Annotated in this window: 14 protein-coding genes; 5 read left to right on the top strand and 9 right to left on the bottom strand. The window is 54.6% G+C overall.

Translation table 11 applies throughout. From position 1 onward, the window contains the following. Positions 1-219 precede the first annotated feature (219 nt). From J2Z49_RS05550 to J2Z49_RS05540, 3 genes are all read left to right on the top strand, one after another. On the top strand, positions 220-774 hold the full coding sequence (locus J2Z49_RS05550; protein WP_307400595.1) for an NADH-quinone oxidoreductase subunit NuoE family protein: 555 nt from the start codon (positions 220-222) through the stop codon (positions 772-774). Continuing rightward, on the top strand, positions 716-2,584 hold the full coding sequence (nuoF, locus tag J2Z49_RS05545; RefSeq protein WP_307400593.1) for an NADH-quinone oxidoreductase subunit NuoF: 1,869 nt from the start codon (positions 716-718) through the stop codon (positions 2,582-2,584). The genes J2Z49_RS05550 and nuoF overlap by 59 nt, the downstream gene beginning before the upstream one ends. Positions 2,585-2,797: 213 nt before the next feature. Continuing rightward, positions 2,798-3,568 carry a YkgJ family cysteine cluster protein gene (locus J2Z49_RS05540; protein ID WP_307400592.1) on the top strand — a complete coding sequence of 257 codons (771 nt, stop codon included), beginning with the start codon at positions 2,798-2,800 and terminating at the stop codon, positions 3,566-3,568. Positions 3,569-3,608: 40 nt separating this feature from the next. On the opposite strand, the gene J2Z49_RS05535 is transcribed toward J2Z49_RS05540, so the two are convergent. The 7 genes from J2Z49_RS05535 to J2Z49_RS05505 all read right to left on the bottom strand — a co-directional run bounded on the left by J2Z49_RS05535 (position 3,609) and on the right by J2Z49_RS05505 (position 10,565). After that, positions 3,609-4,451, bottom strand: coding sequence for a nitrilase family protein (locus J2Z49_RS05535; RefSeq protein ID WP_307400591.1), 843 nt, complete (start codon positions 4,449-4,451; stop codon positions 3,609-3,611). Positions 4,452-4,497: 46 nt separating this feature from the next. Continuing rightward, positions 4,498-4,833, bottom strand: a complete 336-nt coding sequence (locus tag J2Z49_RS05530; RefSeq protein WP_307400588.1) for a DsrE family protein — start codon at positions 4,831-4,833, stop codon at positions 4,498-4,500. 71 nt (positions 4,834-4,904) lie between these two features. Then, positions 4,905-5,675, bottom strand: a complete 771-nt coding sequence (locus J2Z49_RS05525; RefSeq protein WP_307400586.1) for a thiamine pyrophosphate-dependent enzyme — start codon at positions 5,673-5,675, stop codon at positions 4,905-4,907. A gap of 194 nt (positions 5,676-5,869) precedes the next feature. Next, on the bottom strand, positions 5,870-6,337 hold the full coding sequence (locus J2Z49_RS05520; protein ID WP_307400584.1) for an N-acetyltransferase: 468 nt from the start codon (positions 6,335-6,337) through the stop codon (positions 5,870-5,872). Between the two features lie 20 nt (positions 6,338-6,357). Further along, positions 6,358-7,137: a phosphoribosylformylglycinamidine synthase I gene (gene purQ / locus J2Z49_RS05515; protein ID WP_307400582.1), complete on the bottom strand. Its 780-nt coding sequence runs from the start codon at positions 7,135-7,137 to the stop codon at positions 6,358-6,360. Continuing rightward, entirely contained in the window at positions 7,134-10,007 is a 2,874-nt protein-coding gene (purL, locus tag J2Z49_RS05510) for a phosphoribosylformylglycinamidine synthase subunit PurL (protein WP_307400580.1), read from the bottom strand. Before purL ends, purQ begins: the two co-directional genes overlap by 4 nt. A 120-nt stretch (positions 10,008-10,127) precedes the next feature. Beyond that, positions 10,128-10,565 carry a universal stress protein gene (locus tag J2Z49_RS05505; RefSeq protein ID WP_307400578.1) on the bottom strand — a complete coding sequence of 146 codons (438 nt, stop codon included), beginning with the start codon at positions 10,563-10,565 and terminating at the stop codon, positions 10,128-10,130. 237 nt (positions 10,566-10,802) lie between these two features. Here J2Z49_RS05505 and rnhA point away from each other — a divergent pair, with 237 nt between their 5' ends. Both rnhA and J2Z49_RS05495 read left to right on the top strand, forming a co-directional pair. Next, positions 10,803-11,276, top strand: coding sequence for a ribonuclease HI (gene rnhA / locus J2Z49_RS05500; protein ID WP_307400576.1), 474 nt, complete (start codon positions 10,803-10,805; stop codon positions 11,274-11,276). Between the two features lie 93 nt (positions 11,277-11,369). Further along, positions 11,370-11,555: a hypothetical protein gene (locus J2Z49_RS05495; protein ID WP_307400574.1), complete on the top strand. Its 186-nt coding sequence runs from the start codon at positions 11,370-11,372 to the stop codon at positions 11,553-11,555. A gap of 15 nt (positions 11,556-11,570) precedes the next feature. Here J2Z49_RS05495 and J2Z49_RS05490 read toward each other — a convergent pair whose 3' ends face one another. Together J2Z49_RS05490 and feoB are read right to left on the bottom strand one after the other, a co-directional pair. After that, complete coding sequence (locus J2Z49_RS05490; protein WP_307400572.1) at positions 11,571-12,050, bottom strand: DUF456 domain-containing protein; 480 nt, start codon at positions 12,048-12,050, stop codon at positions 11,571-11,573. A 372-nt stretch (positions 12,051-12,422) separates the two neighbouring features. Further along, positions 12,423-14,399: a ferrous iron transport protein B gene (feoB, locus tag J2Z49_RS05485; protein ID WP_307400571.1), complete on the bottom strand. Its 1,977-nt coding sequence runs from the start codon at positions 14,397-14,399 to the stop codon at positions 12,423-12,425. Position 14,400: the final 1 nt, after the last annotated feature.

The following is a 14,400-nucleotide window of genomic DNA, read 5'->3' as shown; positions in this document are numbered from 1 at the left end:
CTGGGCCTGGTTTGTTGTTGCCTTTTTACGACTTAACCCCAAAAATTTTTTCCAATTTCCCTTCAAAAAGTACTTGACTTTTTACCGCTGCGCTTTGAGGTTGTTTTATGGTTTGTCATTCTTATCCATATGATTACCATATTTTGTATTAATGATTCCTCAAGGAGGTGAATTTATTAATTCTTCCCACGGCAAACTATCCTCCAGGAGGTGAAAGCCGTGGCCGGCGGGGAAAAGGAGCTGGACGAAAAGTACCGGCAGCTGGACGAGGTGATTGAACGCTACGGCCAGCAGGAGGGGCAGCTAATCCGCATCCTGAAAGAGGCTCAGGATATTTTTGGCTACCTGCCGGAGGAAGTACAAACCTATATTGCGGGCAAGCTGGACATGCCGGTAAGTGAGGTTAACGGGGTTGTCACGTTTTATGCCCTCTTCCACACAGAGCCCCGGGGAAAATATGGCATCAACGTCTGCCTGGGAACGGCCTGCTACGTTCAGGGCGCCCAGGGTATTCTCGACGAGTTCAGGCGCCAGCTTGACTTGCACGAGGGCGATACCTCCGCTGACGGTTTATTTACGGTGAAGAGCACCCGCTGTGTGGGTGCCTGCGGGCTGGCGCCAGTTTTAACGGTTGGGGATGAAGTGTACGGAAAATTTCGACGCCAGGATGTGGCCAGGCTGCTGCGGAAATACCGGCGCAGGGAGGTGACTGCCGGTGATCAACGGGCTGAACGACCTGATCGATATCCGGAAGAAACGGCTCCCGGACATTAACGCCCGCAGGGAAAAACCGGGGGCAGCCCCCGGCTGGCAGGTGCTGGTCTGTAGCGGTACGGGTTGCACCTCTTCGGCCAGCCATCAGGTAAGGGAGGAGCTGGCCAGGCAGGTTCAGTTAAAGAAGGTCCTGGCCCGGGTAATCAAGACTGGTTGTTTTGGTTTTTGTAAAATGGGACCCCTGGTGGTTATTTACCCCGGGCAAACCCTTTATTGTTTAGTGAAAAAAGAAGATGTTGCCGAAATCGTGGAAAAACATTTGCTGGAAGGTCAGGTAGTGGAACGCCTCCTCTATGAAGAACCGGCTTCCGGAGAAAGAAAGCGACGCCTTTCAGATATCCAGTTTTTCCGCGCCCAATACCGGGTAGCCCTGCGCAATTGTGGTCTGATCAATCCCGAGGATATTACGGAATATATAGCATGTGAGGGCTATTTTGCCCTGGCCGATGTCTTGTTAAATTGGACGCCGGCCCAGGTGGTGGATGCTATTAAGCAATCCGGCCTCCGGGGGCGGGGCGGTGCGGGTTTTTCCACCGGCCGCAAGTGGGAGCTGGCGGCGGCCGCCCAGGGACCGGAAAAATACGTGGTTTGCAATGCGGACGAGGGGGATCCCGGGGCGTTTATGGACCGGAGTATTCTCGAGGGAGATCCCCACAGCGTGCTGGAAGCCATGGCCATTGCCGGCTATGCCATTGGGGCCAGGGAAGGGTATATTTACGTGCGGGCAGAGTATCCCATTGCCGTGGACCGGTTGGAACGGGCTATTGACCAGGCCCGGCAGTATGGATTACTGGGGCGGCGCATATTAAATACTAATTTTAGCTTTGACATCGACCTGCGCCTGGGTGCCGGCGCCTTTGTTTGCGGCGAGGAGACCGCCCTATTGCGTTCGGCCGTTGGCGAGCGGGGTGAACCCCGCCCCCGGCCTCCCTACCCTGCCCAGTGCGGCCTGTGGGGAAAGCCTACCCTGCTGAATAACGTGGAAACCTATGCCAATGTGCCCGTGATCATTCGCGAAGGGCCCGCCTGGTTTGCTTCCCTCGGCACGGAAAACAGCCGGGGAACCAAGGTCTTTTCCCTGGCCGGCAAGGTCCTCAATACCGGTTTAATTGAGGTGCCCATGGGCACTACGTTACGTACTGTGGTTTTTGACATTGGTGGGGGGATTCCCGGAGGACGGCAATTCAAGGCGGTACAAACCGGCGGCCCCTCCGGGGGATGTATTCCAGAACGTCACCTGGATACGCCCATTGACTACGAATCCTTAAAGCAACTGGGCTCCATGATGGGTTCTGGAGGCATGATCGTCCTGGACGAAACCGATTGTATTGTAGACATTGCCAAGTTTTACCTGCAATTTAGCCAGGATGAATCCTGCGGCCAGTGCACTCCCTGCAGGGTGGGAACCAAGCGCATGCTGGAAATTTTGGAACGGATTACCCAGGGACAAGGACAAATGGAAGACCTGAACGAGCTGGAAGAGCTTTCCCGGGAGGTTATGGACGCATCACTGTGCGGTCTGGGCCAGACTGCGCCCAACCCTGTTCTTTCTACCTTAAAATACTTCCGGGACGAATATGAGGCCCACATCAGAGATAAGCGCTGTCCCGCCGGAGTTTGCCGGGCATTGTTGGACTACGTAATAGATGAAGAAAAATGCGTTGCCTGCGGCTTGTGTGCCCGGGAATGTGTCGCTAAAGCCATTATGGGGGAAAAGAAAGGTAAGCCTTATTTTATTGACCGGCAGAAATGTTTGAAATGCGGGGCCTGTTTGGCCCGTTGCCCCAAAGGAGCTATTTATACCGCTTGAGCAAGGGACGGGTGCCATTTTCAATGTGCCTGTCCCTTGTATTTTTGGCAGGAAAGATTGGCTTGCTATTTCGGACAAAAAAGGGTTATAATGAGTTAGTCTATAGAAAGGACAGGCTGGCCGCTGTGAGAGGGGCCGCGATCCGGAAGAATTGGTTAAATAACTTTTTTTGCAATTAACTTAACTTAATTTGGGAAGAGGGGATAAAAAATTATGGCCAATGAAAAACCGCTACTGAGCAGTGACAGCAAGTTTCACTTTTCCTGTCATCCGGGACTTTCCTGTTTTACCCACTGTTGCCGGGATGTAAACATTTACCTCTCACCTTTTGACGTACTGCGCATGCGCAAAAGGTTGGGACTTTCCTCGGGGGAATTTCTGGATCGTTATACCGTCTCCTTAATTGGGGAAGGAACCGGTTTACCCGTGGTACTCTTGAAAATGGATGAAGAACAGGATAAAAAGTGCCCCTTTGTAACTCCCCGGGGGTGTCAGATCTATGATGATCGCCCCTGGGCGTGTCGCATGTTTCCTTTAGACAGGTGTTCCGAATACGATCAGTTCACTATCTTAACCGACCCGTCCCGCTGCCGGGGCCTGGAAGAGCCTCAAGAGCTGTATGTAGAAGATTACCTCAGGGAGCAAGGACTGTTCATCTATGAAGATGTAGAGGCCATCTTCAAGCTGCTTTCCAACAGCCCCCGGGTTCTGAACGAAAAGGTGGCCAACCCGCGCATTGTCCAGATGTATTACATGGCCTGCTATGATCTGGACAAGTTCAGGCAGTTTGTCTTTGAAAGCAGGTTCCTTGATGTTTTTGAAGTGGATCCCGAAGTCGTGGAACGGATCAAAACCGACGACCTGGAATTGTTGCAGTTTGGGTTTAAATGGCTGCAATTTGGTTTGGTGATGGGAGACGCCCTGAAGATCAAGGAGGAGGTTCTCCAGGAAGCTAAAAAGAAACAGGCTGCCCGTGAGGGCTAAAAGATTGAGCACATAAATTAACCCCGGAAAAATTTCCGGGTTAATTTGTTAATTGGGTATTTACTAATAATTGATATAACTCTGGTCTTCTGGACTGCAGGTAAAAGCTATGGCGCATACTGGTAGCCTCATTGTGGCGGATGGTATTGATGAGCCGGGAGTCCAGGTCAACTACCAGCAATCCTTCTTTTCCCCGAAAATCTTCGGCCACCACATTACCCTTGGGATCAATAACCAGCGCGCCGCCACAAAATTCCTGGTTTTCCCCGGTCGGCCCTACCAGGTTGCAGGCCGCTACAAACACGCTGTTATCGTAGGCCCGGGCAGAGAGATACTTGAGCCAGATATCCCTCCGGTCTCCCACAATGGTAGGTGAAGCGTGGGGGGCAAAAATAATTTCTGCGCCCTGCAAAGAAAGCACGGTGGTAACTTCGGGGAAATGCAAGTCCCAGCAAATTTCAATACCGAACCGGGCCTTTTCCGTTTCGAAAACCGGTAACTGGTCGCCGGGGGTAAAATATGGTTTTTCGCTCCTGCCCAAATGAGTTTTACGGTATTTATCTACCCTGCCGTCGGGGTACGCTACTACCTGGGTGATGTAGGGTTTGTCACCGCCGGAGGCTTCAGCCAGCCCGGCCAGTATGACCATGTTAAAGGAGCGGGCGAGCTGGCTGATGTGGTTTGTGCTTTCCCCGGGAATGGGTTCGGCAAATTCCCGGGCCCTTTCCCGGTTATATCCCTGCACGCATAGCTCGGGGAAGAGAATCATCTCCACCTTCCTGCCGGCCGCTTCCTCCACAAAGGCAGCCATTTTTTCCCGGTTCTTTTTCACGTCGCCAATGGTTACCTGCATTTGGACCAGGGCAATACGCAGATTTTTCATTTTACTCTCCTTTTGGTTCCGGTAATGAGCCTGCCGCCGGAAAGAATCAGGGCTTGATGTAAGCGTATCCCTGAGCCTGTTTCTGCACTATTTCGGTGATCCCCGCCGGCACCACGGTGACAAAGGCGGGCAGCTTGTTTTCACTGATGTTGTATGTATTTAAGGCGTTCCGACAGGCAATAAACGTTACTCCCTGTTCATGCAAATTCTCCATCTCTTTAATTAAATCCTGCTTGCCCAGGCTGTACGCAAGCACGCCGAGGCCGTTGGCCAACACCAGGATGCTGGCCTTGCCGGTGCCGATATCCCGTAAAAAATTATTAATATTGGTTAACACCCTTGGCCAGCGGTCTACTTCATTAATATGAAAAAGCACCTTCATTGTTAATATGGTTTTGCCGGTATGTTTGTGGAAAGTATTGCCTGGCAAAACCATTTCAACACCTCCTGCCATTATATTTCTGTCTTTTCCCCCATTCCCCTGCCGGTTCCCGGAATCTTTATTTCTCCTACCTTAAAAAATTTGGGCATAACTTCTTCGATATATTTCCAGGTTTTTTCCGCATTGGTTCGCCAGTTGGTGGGACAGGAAGATAAGACTTCCACAAAGGAAAAGCCATTTCCGGCCACTTGGTTTTCTAAAGCCTTTTTTAAATAGCCCTTCAACTGGCGCAGGTTGGCTATGGTGCCCCGGGCCACGTAGGCTCCTTCCCGGGTGATGGCGGCAACCATCTCCGGTCCCAGCATGGGATAGCCCATTTTCAGGGGATCCCGGCCGTAGGGGCTGGTTTCCGTTTTCTGATCGGGCATGGTGGTGGGAGCCATCTGGCCGCCGGTCATGGCATAGACGGTGTTGTTGGCCAAAATAACGGTAATTTTTTCGTTGCGTACCGCGGCATTGACCAGGTGCTGGGAGCCAATGGCATAGCCGCCCCCATCCCCCATGTAGGCTATACAGATCAGTTCTGGCCGCGCCCTTTTGATGCCCGTCATCACCGGAGTAGTGCGGCCATGGTGGGTTTGCACGGTATCGAGGTTAAAAAAATCCCAGGACAGCAGTGAACACCCAATGTCACAGCCAAAGACGGCCCGGTCCTGAATGCCCAGCTCATCAATGGCATCTCCCAGGGCTTTCAGGACCAGGCCGTGGCCGCAACCGGGACAGAATTTGTGGGGTTTGGTATCCACCCGCCAGCATTTAGGCATTACCGGTTGTACACTCATGGGTAAATTACCTCCAAATAGAAATTTTAAATCGGCTTCAGAACAATGCCTTATGACAGGCCAACTTTACTTACCCTTTTAAATTAGTGTGTACACCGGTAATCTCTTTTATAAGTAGCTAAAGGTAATGTATCATAACCCTGGCTTTGATCGCCCCCCCTGACCCAGCAGGAGGGACAACCCAACGTCCTTACCTATTGCAGGGTTCTAACCAGCTCGATGATCACTGCCTCCTCTTCACAGTTGGGGAACTTGGGGCAGTTGATGCACTCCTTCCACACCTTCTGGGGCAGCTTTTCCTTGGGGATGGGCTGAAAACCGCATTTGATAAAAAAGCCCGACTGGTAAGTGAGGGCAAAAACCCGGGGAAGCCCCAGTTCCCGGGCTTCCTCGAGAAAAGATTGCACCAGGCGGCGCCCAATGCCCCGGCGGGTGTAGCGAGGGTCTACCGCCAGGGCCCGGATTTCCGCCAGGTCTTCCCAGATGATGTGCAGGGAGCCGGCACCTACAATCTGCCCTTTTTCTTCGGCTACCGTAAATTCCCTTACGGCCTCGTACAGAGCGGAGCGGGGACGGGCCAGCATCAGTCCCTGGTCCGCGTAATAATTGATTAACCTGTGCACCGATTCCATATCGGTAATTCTGGCCTTGCGAATGTTCATCCTTTTCGGTTCTCCTCTTCTCACATCTCTTGAGCATAAGCCACGGCGTTGCGGAAAATGGGCAGGCCGTGGGGTTCGTGGAATTGCTGGCGCCGCCAGTTGGGGTGCTGGGTGAGATCTACGAAACGTTCCGGATGGGGCATCAGCCCCAGCACCCGTCCGCTGGGATCGCAAATGCCGGCAATGGCGGCCAGAGAGCCGTTGGGGTTGTGGGGATAAATGCTGGTGGGGTCACCGTTGCTGGTGGAGTAACGGAAAACCACCTGCTTGCCCGCTTCGATGCCGGCCAGAGTCTGGGCATCGGTATAAAATTTGCCTTCACCGTGGGCGGCCTGGAAATGCAATACCCTGCCGGCCAGTCCTCGCGTAAAGATACAGGGCGTGTCTTCCACCCGCAGGTGAACCCAGCGGCACTCAAAGCGGCCGCTGTCGTTGTGCATGAGGGTGGTTCTGATGTCCCCCATTTTAGCTGCAGGCAGAAGTCCGGTACGGACTAGTACCTGAAAACCGTTGCAAATCCCGAGCACCGGCTTGCCGCTATCCACAAATTCCTGTAACTGCTCCTTTAGGAAAGAGGTCAGTTCCACGGCCAGTATTTTGCCCGAGTGTACGTCATCCCCGTAGGAAAAGCCGCCGGGAATAACCAGAATCTGGTATTCAGTAAGCTTTTTCTTTCCTGCCCGGAGTTGGTTGACGTGCACCAGATGGGGGTCCCCTCCCGCCCGTTCAAAGGCATAACCGGTTTCCCGGTCGCAGTTGGTACCATCGGTACGCAAAACACACACCCGCGGTTTTTTCATACTCCCACCTCCTGGCCATGACCGGCGCCAGGGGTGCCGAAGACCCGGGCCATGGGTTCCTGCCAGGACCTTTTCAGGTCGGCCAGGGGAACACTGCAAAGCCGGCGCCCCCCCTGTTCCACTACAACTGCCGGATCATCTGTGGTTTGCCCCAGCACCAGGTGTGGTAAGCCGGCAAACGTTTTTTCGGGTTTTTCTGTGGGGGTCATTTCAACTAAGAAGCACCCGCTGGTTTCGTTAAACAGGAAATAATCCGGGCGTTCACCGGCAGGGATGGTGATCCGGGCTCCCACCCCGCCGCCAAAGCACATCTCGGCCAGGGCAGTGGCCAGCCCCCCCTCGCTGATATCGTGACAGGCCAGAATCTTTTCTTCCTGGATAGCCCGGTGAATGCCTTCCCATACTCGCGTGACAACCTCCAGGTTGATCCGGGGCAGGTTTTTCCCCAGGCAACCAGCTAAATCAAAATAAACCGATCCGGCCATTTCGGAAGGATTACGCTGGCCCACCAGGACAATTAAATTGCTGGATCCCTTGAAATCGGCTGAAACGGTGCGCCTGACATCGGGAAGACGGCCAAAAACCGAAACACAGAGTACCGGTGGAATTTTGATCACCTCTCCACCGTCCCCGCGGTAAGTGCTGGACAGGCTGTCCTTTCCGGAAATAAAGGGCATTCCGGTGGCCCGCACAAAATCCACGCAGGCATCCACGGCCCGGTCCAGGGCACCCAGCGCCTCCTCATCGGGGAAGGGCCAGATGAAGTTGTCAATCAATACCAACTCTTTCGGGTTGGCCCCTACCGCCACAGCATTGGAAACCGCTTCCGTCGCCGCCCACAGGCTACCGTAATAGGGATCTATTAGATTTAAAACCGGATTTAGACCGTGGCTGATGACCACCGCGGCGGGAGAACCGAGCAGGGGAGTAAGGACCACCGCGTCGTTGGGCCCGTCCTGCTCCACCCCACCAAAGGGCGCCAGGGCACAGGAGCCCTGTACTCCGTGGTCGTACATGCGCACAATGGGTTCCTTGGAGCAGACATTCAGGTGGCCCATTACCTGGCAGTAAATCTCATCCCAGTTTTCAGGAATTGACACTTGCGGGTCTGCCAGCGCCGGCTGTTGCCAGCGAGCGGTGAGGAGCCGTTTGGGCAGGCCGTGGTGGAGAAATTCCATATCCAGATCGCAAATTGTTTCATTCTCATAGGTAACCACCAGCCGCCGGTCGGAAGTAAATTCCGCCAGCACGGTAGCTTCCACGTTCAGCCCCCGGCAAATCTCCAGCAGCCGCTCCAGATTTTCCGGGGATACGGCTATGACCATGCGCTCCTGGCTTTCGGAAAGCCATATTTCCCAGGGCTTAAGCCCCTGGTATTTCAAAGGCACTCTCTCCAGCCAGACCCTGACACCGGTCTTTTCCCCCATTTCTCCCAGGGCCGAGGCAAATCCCCCAGCCCCACAATCGGTGATGGCCCTGATTAGACCGGCTTCGCTGGCCGCCAGCACTGCATCGGCCACGCGCTTTTCTTCGATGGGATGGCCGATCTGGACGGCACTGGCATTTACCTCGGTAGTCCGGTGGGTCATTTCCCCGCTGGAAAAGGTGGCCCCGTGAATACCGTCCCGGCCCGTCCTCCCGCCGATGACCACGGCCAAATCTCCCGGCCGGGGCTGGCCTTTCCGGCAGCGTTCCACAGGCAACAGCCCATATGCCCCCACGATCACCGAGGGCTTGGCCCGGAAGTCACGGTGGAAGTGAACCGAGCCGTTATTGGTAGGGATGCCCATACGGTTGCCGTAGTCCCGCACCCCGGCCACCACCCGGCGCAGCAGATAATGGGGGGAGAGACAACCGGGGGGAATATCTTCCCGGGGGGTATCGGGCGGTGCAAAGCAGAACATATCTGTAGAAGCGATTACCCGGGCCCCCTGGCCCGTACCCATGACATCCCTGAATACCCCCCCGCTGCCCGTCATGGCCCCCCCGTAGGGCTCAATGGCAGAAGGGGAATTATGGGTTTCTACTTTGCCGCAGACAGCCCAACCGTCGTAAAACTCCATTACCCCGGAGTTATCAACAAATGCTGAAAGCACCAGGGGGTGGTTGGCCGTGGCAGTTGCATCCTGCAAACGTTTTAAAAGGGGTTTCTTTTCCTTGCCGTCAACCAGGAGGCGCGCCTTAAAGGTTTTATGGCCGCAGTGCTCGGACCAGGTTTGGGCCAGGGTTTCTATTTCACAGTCCGTGGGATCCCTGCCGATGGCTTTAAAGTAATCCTGGATGGCGTGCATTTCTTCCAGGTTCAGGAAGAGTTTGTCGCGGCTCAATTCCATCAATTCCGCATCGCTCATCCCGCGCAGGGGTATGATTTCGGTCCAGCCCGATTGGCCCGAGATGAGGAGGGTGGCGGGTTTTTCAGTAACCACCCGCTCCACGGTGGCATTGACCAGCAGCCGGTCAAGGATGATTTCAATATCCCGTGTATTGATGTCCGGGCCGTAGAAACCATATTCCCGGCTGGAATCGGCGGCCACCAGCCCCTCAATCCCCAGGTCCCGGGCGGCTTTCATCAATGATGCGGCCTCGGGGTTCATGACCCCCGGCTTATAGGCCACTTCCACTACTGCCGGAGCGTCTTTGATGATGGGGGCGTTGATGGTATAATCCTGGAAAACTGCTTCGGCCAGCAGTTTTTCGGCCAGCAGATGGGCCTTTGACTCATCGATGCCTTCAAAACGGTAAACCTTGGCCGTACGTACCCTTTGGATCGTATTTATGCCCAGGGCATGTTTTATCTCATAGAGAACCTCCTCTCCCGCCGGATCGGGCAGGAAAGGACGGTTCATGACCCTGATCTCAACAATAGCCACCTGTATTGCCACCTCCTGGATGAAGACTTCAGGAAAAAGAAATTTCCCGGCGGCGCGCCGCCGGGAGCATAACTCCCAAAGAAATTTTAGTATACTTGTGCCGGAAAAACAAGAGTCTTCTTAGCGGACGATGAGCACCGGGCAGGGAGCATGACGAACCACCCGGTTGCTTACGCTGCCCATCAAATAACCGCGGATTTCCCCAAGACCACGGCTGCCCATGACAATGATGTCGTAGCGACCTTCCCGGGCTTCCCGGCAAATTTCCTCCGCCGGGTTGCCCCAAATGGATTTAACTTCTAAATCCAGGCCGTAGTGCGCCAGTTCCTCCTTAACCCGATTTAAAATCTCTGCTCCATTTTCCTCCATTTGCTTTTCAATATTGTGGTAGACTTCGCCCAACCTGTCCTCGTACTTATTTACATAAGACGGCAGGGGCGGTATGACGTGAAAGATAGTTAGGTGGGCTTTGAAATGCTTGGCCAATTGCGCCCCATGTTCGGCAGCCAGGGCCGCCCGGTGGGAACCATCCACTGGGACAAGTATTTTGCGATACATAATAACCCCCCTTTTTTTAGGAACGTGCTCACATTCACAATCCCCTTTTTATGTTATTTATGTATAGAAAACCTGTCAATCCTTTTGGAACATTTAATCAGGTCGATAGCCTATTTCGGAAGTTTATTATGCCCCCATTAAAAGCCTGGCTGGCGGCAAACTGATTTTTTGCTGGTACCCCGGGTAAGGTGGTGCTAAAATAGAGGAGTAATTTAGCATTGACGGGGGAAAATATTGATGGCTGATCTGCCGGAAGTGGAGATATATACCGATGGTGCCTGTAGCGGCAATCCCGGACCCGGTGGCTACGGGGTGGTGTTGCGCTACGGCAACCACGTTAAAGAGCTGTCCGGGGGATATGCGCAGACCACCAACAACCGCATGGAATTAATGGCCGTAATTGAGGGGCTGAGAGCGCTGAAGCGGCCCTGCCGGGTCACCATATATACCGACAGCCGGTACATTGTGGATGCCATGACCCGGGGATGGGTCAAACGCTGGCAGGCCAACGGCTGGCGCCGGGAGAACGGCGAGCCGGCCAAAAATGCCGATCTCTGGCAGCAAATTCTTTCCCTGGCCAGCAGGCACCGCATTACCTGGGTTTGGGTTAAAGGCCACGCCGACAATACCTACAATAACCGCTGCGATCAGCTGGCGGTGCAAGCCAGCCGCCGGGCTTCCTTGCCCGTGGACCCGGGTTTTCAAGCATGATGAGAGCCGGGTTCGTTTAAAGGCTTTCTGTCTGGGTGACGCCATTGATAACAAAAATAAATAAAAATAATCGTTGTGGAGGTGCTCTTGCTATTGCACCGTGTCAAACGCAAGGAACAGGTGAGCCGGGTGCACGTCCTGCTCACGGGAGAAAATCTGGGGGAAGAGACCAGGGTAAGTCAGCCCGGCCCTAACCAGGAAGTTGAGGGCTTCCAACTGAACACCGCCGGTGGGCCCCTGGATGAAGAATTCCGGGAGAAAGGTCCCCGCCGGGACTAAACACAGGTTGGGCCATCACCGGATGGCGGCAAAAAACCAGACGATCATCCCTATCTCCAGTACCAGTTTGACGGCCATCCCTCCTGCAAGGCCGACCAGGGAACCCCAGCCGGCCAGAATGGCCTGGGTTAAGGGTTTGCGGGCAAGCAACTCCCCAATTACCGCCCCTACCAGGGGGCCAAAAACTATACCCGCGGCTCCAAATACAATTAACCCCAGGATCATACCAGCCGCGCTACCCAAGATGGCATAACCGGAACCACCGTAGCGGCGTACCGCCCAGGCTCCAGCCAGGTAATCCAGGGCCAGTACCAGAGCCATTGCCAGTGCCTGGCCCAGGTAAAAGCCCCATCCCAGGGTAGAGAAACCGGTGGCCAGGCCATAAACCAGCATTCCCAGCCAGATGAGCGGTGCGCCGGGTAGGGCCGGCACGACCGTCCCGGCCAGGCCGGCAGCAAAGAACAGGCACGCCAGCACCAGACCCAGGAGGGACATTTCAGTCTACCTCCCCTGTTTTTAGATTTATATGCAACGTTCGACAACCTATGATGCTTTCCCTGTTAAAGCAGGGGCCGGTTTTCAAACCGGCCCCCCAAACCATTTTAAATTGCCTTCCTAAACTGCCTGACGGCGTGTCCCCCTGCCAGGGGGAACTTTTAGGTTTTTTTGCACCCCTTAGTGCATTTTTTGCAACTGCCCTGGCAGCACTGCAATGTCCATAGAAGGTGGTTGCAGCGGGGGCAGCGGATGGCGTTGATATCAGCTACTTTATAACCGCAACAAGGGCAGGTGCCTTTCGACCATTGCATGCCCTATCTTCCTCCCCATGTATTTAAGTGATGGCTACCGGTGAGCACCGTTACGCCCCTACCCCGGAATATTGGTGGTCGGTTTGGTCCGGCGCAGAAATAAGCACATTCCCACAATGGCCAGGGTAAGGGCCGCGAAGGCCAGTACTACGGGCAAAACCTGTACTTTATCGCCGGCAGGGTTGAAGAGCCGGGCCAGTTGGGCCACCAGGCCGCCAACGAGAAATGCCGCTACCCAGCTACTCCCCCAGATGAAAAGTGCTTCCTTTTTGGTTCGTTCCTTAAAAATCACCAGTATGGAGGCAATACAGGGTACGAACAGGGTGATGGTGATCAATGCCACAATGGTTTGTAGCGGGCTTAAGGCCAGGTCCGTTAACCCGGCAGCTCCGAAATCACGCCGCACAATCCCCATAATGAAGGCCGTGGCAGCCTCGCGGGGAAGATTCAACCAGCCTACGGTAAGAGGAGCCAGGAGGTTTTGCAGGAATTCCAGGATTCCCGTTACCTGAAAGGTACTGATGATCAGTGCCCCTAGGGCGAAAAGCGGCGCGGCTTCCTTGAGGAAATGGTAGGACTTGGTACCAGTCTTCTTTAACACATTATCCAGCCTTGGCAATCTCAGGGGAGGCAGATCGATGAACAGGTCAGCCGATTTGCCAGGCAACAGGGTGGACAGCAACGTACCGGCCATCACCAGTACGCTGAAGATTACCAGGGCATACAGGGCCACGTACTGCGGTCCCAGTGTGGCCAGCATGCCGGCGATGACGCCCAGCTGGGCCGAGCAGGGTATGGTCAACCCCAGCAGAAAGATAGCGATCTTTCTCTCCCGGTCCGAGGATAAGAGCCGGGTGGTGATGGTGGCCATGGTTACGCAACCAAAACCCAGAATGATGGGAATTACTCCCCTGCCATTTAACCCAATGGAGGTTAACAGACGGTCGACCAGGGTGGCAATCCGGGGTAAATAACCTGAGTCCTCGAATAAAGACAGGAAGAAATAGAACCCCACCACCAGGGGCATCAACAATCCCAGCAGGTAGGTCACCGTCATGGTGAGCAAACCGAACTCGCCAATCAAAATGGTACCAGGTATCGAAGACTGGGGTATAAATTGTTCGACGAATTGACGCACCGCAGGCTCATATATGCCCTGCATAATGGTTTCCTCGGTAATTCCCACCACCGTACCGGCGATAAAAACACCAATGGCTTTGTACATCGCCCAGAGGGCCAGGAACAGGATGGGAACCCCCGTGAGCGGCTTGATCATCCAGCGTCCCAAAATGGTGGCCACACCGACGTCCCGGGAGGTTTCCCGCACCACCTGCTGGCAAATCTCGTTAACCCTTTCCCTCCGGCGGCGATAAATTTCCTCCCGCCGGGTGCCCGGCTCCAACCCGTGGCGAGCGGCAATCACCGGGTCTCCTTCCAGGACCAGCAGTGCTTCTCCCCGGCTCCCCACCCGGTTGAGCAGTTGGTCGAGCTCCTCTTCCAGGCCCGGTGTGGGGTGTCCCGGCCGGGCGGTTAAGAGTTCCGCCTTCAGGCGGTCAAACCCCTCCTTCTTCACGGCCACCGTAGGGATGACCGGCACTCCCAGCAGGTGGCTTAACCGATCCACATCCACTTCAATGCCCATTCTCTTGGCATCGTCCATCATGTTGAGGGCAACAATTACCGGTACCCCGGTGTCGATGATCTGCTGGGTGAGGAAAAGATCCCTTTCCAGATGGGCGGCTGAAACAACATTGAGCACCAGATCGGCGGAAAGGATGATATCCCGGGCAATGCGTTCCTCGTCGTTAAAGGAAGAGATACCGTAAACCCCCGGCGTATCAATCACCACGTCGGAGCCGTAACGCCCGTAGGAGATATCCAGGGTCGTTCCCGGATAGTTGGAAACATCCACATACATGCCGGTAAAGTGGTTGAAAAATACCGATTTTCCCGTATTGGGATTACCGGCCAGAACGATGCGCCGGGCCCCAGCGGGTACTTCTATTTTCAGGCCAGGACAATGGCAGTGGGTCATG

Origin of the sequence: Desulfofundulus luciae, from assembly GCF_030813795.1 — a bacterium.
GTDB classification, from domain to species: domain Bacteria; phylum Bacillota; class Desulfotomaculia; order Desulfotomaculales; family Desulfovirgulaceae; genus Desulfofundulus; species Desulfofundulus luciae.
This window is presented reverse-complemented; position numbering and strand designations above follow the sequence as displayed.

Coding starts and splice junctions, on each gene's coding strand:
- rnhA (WP_307400576.1), top strand. CDS start 10,803: ATGGCTGATCTGCCGGAAGTGGAGATATATACCGATGGTGCCTGTAGC.
- J2Z49_RS05535 (WP_307400591.1), bottom strand. CDS start 4,451: ATGAAAAATCTGCGTATTGCCCTGGTCCAAATGCAGGTAACCATTGGC.
- purQ (WP_307400582.1), bottom strand. CDS start 7,137: ATGAAAAAACCGCGGGTGTGTGTTTTGCGTACCGATGGTACCAACTGC.
- J2Z49_RS05490 (WP_307400572.1), bottom strand. CDS start 12,050: ATGTCCCTCCTGGGTCTGGTGCTGGCGTGCCTGTTCTTTGCTGCCGGC.
- J2Z49_RS05540 (WP_307400592.1), top strand. CDS start 2,798: ATGGCCAATGAAAAACCGCTACTGAGCAGTGACAGCAAGTTTCACTTT.
- J2Z49_RS05505 (WP_307400578.1), bottom strand. CDS start 10,565: ATGTATCGCAAAATACTTGTCCCAGTGGATGGTTCCCACCGGGCGGCC.
- J2Z49_RS05525 (WP_307400586.1), bottom strand. CDS start 5,675: ATGAGTGTACAACCGGTAATGCCTAAATGCTGGCGGGTGGATACCAAA.
- feoB (WP_307400571.1), bottom strand. CDS start 14,399: ATGACCCACTGCCATTGTCCTGGCCTGAAAATAGAAGTACCCGCTGGG.
- J2Z49_RS05520 (WP_307400584.1), bottom strand. CDS start 6,337: ATGAACATTCGCAAGGCCAGAATTACCGATATGGAATCGGTGCACAGG.
- J2Z49_RS05530 (WP_307400588.1), bottom strand. CDS start 4,833: ATGAAGGTGCTTTTTCATATTAATGAAGTAGACCGCTGGCCAAGGGTG.